The 2750-nt window shown below is 70.7% G+C and carries 3 protein-coding genes; 1 reads left to right on the plus strand and 2 read right to left on the minus strand.

The window, feature by feature from the left end; genetic code table 11:
• Positions 1-144: 144 nt before the first annotated feature.
• Together ACFU6K_RS35935 and ACFU6K_RS35940 are read right to left on the minus strand one after the other, a co-directional pair.
• Entirely contained in the window at positions 145-714 is a 570-nt protein-coding gene (locus ACFU6K_RS35935; RefSeq protein WP_380670370.1) for a GNAT family N-acetyltransferase, read from the minus strand.
• Positions 715-860: 146 nt separating this feature from the next.
• Entirely contained in the window at positions 861-1625 is a 765-nt protein-coding gene (locus tag ACFU6K_RS35940; protein ID WP_380670372.1) for a maleylpyruvate isomerase family mycothiol-dependent enzyme, read from the minus strand.
• 161 nt (positions 1626-1786) lie between these two features.
• On the opposite strand from ACFU6K_RS35940, the gene ACFU6K_RS35945 reads away from it, so the two are divergent.
• Positions 1787-2551, plus strand: a complete 765-nt coding sequence (locus ACFU6K_RS35945; protein WP_380670374.1) for a GNAT family N-acetyltransferase — start codon at positions 1787-1789, stop codon at positions 2549-2551.
• Positions 2552-2750: the final 199 nt, after the last annotated feature.

The raw sequence follows: 2750 nt of genomic DNA on the forward strand, positions 1-2750 counted from the left end.
GTCCGGCACCACACAGGTGCCGGACCCTTCCGCGTTCCACCCGGCACTTAGAGGGCCCGCATGTTCACCGAATCGACCGCGCACCTCGACCAGTCCAGCGCGGGCCGATGACTTCACATCCACGGGCGCCGCGCCTCGCGCCGCCTACGCCTGCCGCCGCTCCCACTGCTCCTTCGTGATCTCGTACCGCACACCCCCGTGCTCGGAACCCTCGACCGCCATCATGTCGTCCGGCGTGGGGATGTTCTCCGCGAGCGTCATCCCGAGCTTCTCCATGACGTTACGCGAAGGGCGGTTCACGGTCATTGTCTCAGCCCAGACCATGCGGATGCCGAGCTCGGCGAACCCCTTCGCCAGCAGCGCCTGCGAGACTTCGGTGGCGTAGCCCCGGCCCCAGGCCACCTGGCGCAGGCGATAGCCGAGTTCGGCCTCCTCACGCGGGCCGCTGCGCAGCGGACGCAGGCAGAACCAGCCGACGAACGCGCCGCCGTCCTTCTCGTGCGCGGCGAACAGGCCGAGGTCGTGATTCCAGCGCTCGTAGCCGGCGAGGATGCTGGGGATGGCGAGGTCGCGGACCTCCTCTGGCGGGGTTGGAGCGCCGCCGCTGAGGTAGCGCATCACCGCCGGGTCGCTGTCCAGCTCGATCAGCAGGTCCGCGTCGGCCGCGGCGAAGGGGCGGAGGGTCAGGCGCTCGGACTCGAGGTAGATGGTCACGTGAGGATCATGACCAAGACGGGTCGGACGGTCCAGGGAGTTTTCGGGCCGCGCCTGTCACCGGGTGGCGTGCTGGAGGAACAGCAGCATGACACGGCCGCCTTCACCTCACGGCCGAGGACCCGCCAGTATCGCCCCCCAAGTCATCAGCCCCCGTTCTGCAGCCGCTGGAGCAGGTCGGCGTCGCCCTCCATCCGCAGCGAGCTGTTCGGGATGCGCATGTACATGAGCAGGGCCATCTCACTCGCCGTGCCGTAGATGGCGGCGGTGGGCTTGCTCTCGGCGGCATCCGCCGCGGTGAGGCGGGTGAAGCGGGAACCGGCGGCGTCCACCGTCTGGCGCCAGGTGCCGACCCCGGCCGCGTGGTAGTCCATGGTGGCGGGCTCGCCCGGCCACGGGACCGTGACGGTGCAGACGGTGGCGAGGAACTCCTCGATGGCGTCGACCGCCTCGGTCGTCGGCAGCTCCTGCGGGGTGCCGGAGGCCAACTGGGCGTCGTAGGTGTGGATCATCGACTCCGGGACACGGCGGCGGGCCACGGCGGCCACCGTGTGCGGCGAGGCCAGCGGCTCCCACCAGGCCCAGCAGCCCCGGTCCGGGCCGGCCTCGCGCAGAGCGGTAAGCAGCTGCTCCGTCGAGTCGGCCAGCCAGGCTATGAGGGCCTCGCGCTCCCTGGGCGCCACCAGCCCGTCCTTGCTCGGCCGCTCGTCGCCCGGCGCGGTGTTCAGCACGATGTGGGCCCAGAAGCGGTCCCCCTCACTGAGGTGGTTCGCCAGGTCGTACAGCGTCCAGCCCGGGCAGGACGGGACGTCGGCGTCGAGGCTGGGGGCCGCGGCGACGGCGGCGCGGAACGCGGCGGATCGCTCGTCGATCATCCGCAGCAGGGTGGGGAAGTAGAGGTGCTCAGTCACGTAGACCTTGTATCAGCCGAACCGGAACTCTCGCACTCGATTTAGGCTCCCAAATGAGATGTCCTCTTAATCACTCGGCCTTCTCTCCCCCGACTGACATCGTGGCGGGCATGGACCAGACGCGACCGACCGTTCCCGACGGTTCCGACCTGCTCGACAGCATGGAACGGAACCTCGCCGAGCACGCCTGCCACCTGCACCGCCACCTGGGGCGCGCGAGCGTCACCGAGACCGCCGACCTCGTCATCGCCGACAGCGGACTCGACGACGACACCTTCAACATCGTTGCGGCGGCACGCTTCACCGCCGACACCGCCCCCGCCCGGATCGCGGAGACCGTCCGGACGCTCACCGCTACCGGCCGCCCCTTCTCCTGGTGGGTCGGCCCGGCCGCCGCTCCCCCGGACCTCGCCGCCCTCCTCTCCGGCGCCGGTCTCCAGGCCTCCGAGACCGAGACCGGCATGGCGATGGACCTGCACACCGCCCCGCCCGAGCCGTCCGCCGACGGCCTGGAGATCCGCCTGGCGACGACCCCTGAACAACTCGCCGACTACGCGACGATCGTGGCGGCGAACTGGGACCCGCCGGCCGCCACCGTCCGCCGCTTCTACGCCGATGCGAGCGCGTGGGCCCTCTCCCCCGACTGCCCCGCCCGCTACCTCGTCGGGTACGTGGCCGGGCGGCCGGTCTGCTCGGCCGAGGTCTTCCTCTACGCCGGTGTCGCGGGGATCTACAACATCGCCACCCTCGCCTCCGAGCGCCGGCGCGGTTACGGCGGAGCCGTCACCCTGGCCACCCTGCGCACGGCGTACGACGCGGGCTACCGCACCGCCGTCCTCCAGGCCTCCTCCGACGGCGAGCCCGTCTACCGCCGTCTCGGATTCCGGGCCTGCGGCCGGTTCACGGAGTACGCGGTCACCCCCTGAGCCGGAGCACCCGGTCGCCCCCGAACCACGATTCGGCACACCGGCGTTGAGCTGCTAATATTCCATTCAGCGCGAGGGACATGATTCCTCGTCAGGCGTCAGCGGTGCTACCAGAGCACGTCCTACTTTCAGTAGGAAGAGTCCGTGCGACCCGGGCCTGGCGCTCCACCACCGGAAGGGTCCGGCACCACACAGGTGC

This window comes from Kitasatospora sp. NPDC057512 (genome assembly GCF_042802135.1).
GTDB lineage: Bacteria > Actinomycetota > Actinomycetes > Streptomycetales > Streptomycetaceae > Kitasatospora.

Bases quoted from the DNA above. Each gene is read 5' to 3' on its own strand.
- ACFU6K_RS35945 (WP_380670374.1), top strand. From the start codon at position 1,787: ATGGAACGGAACCTCGCCGAGCACGCCTGCCACCTGCACCGCCACCTG.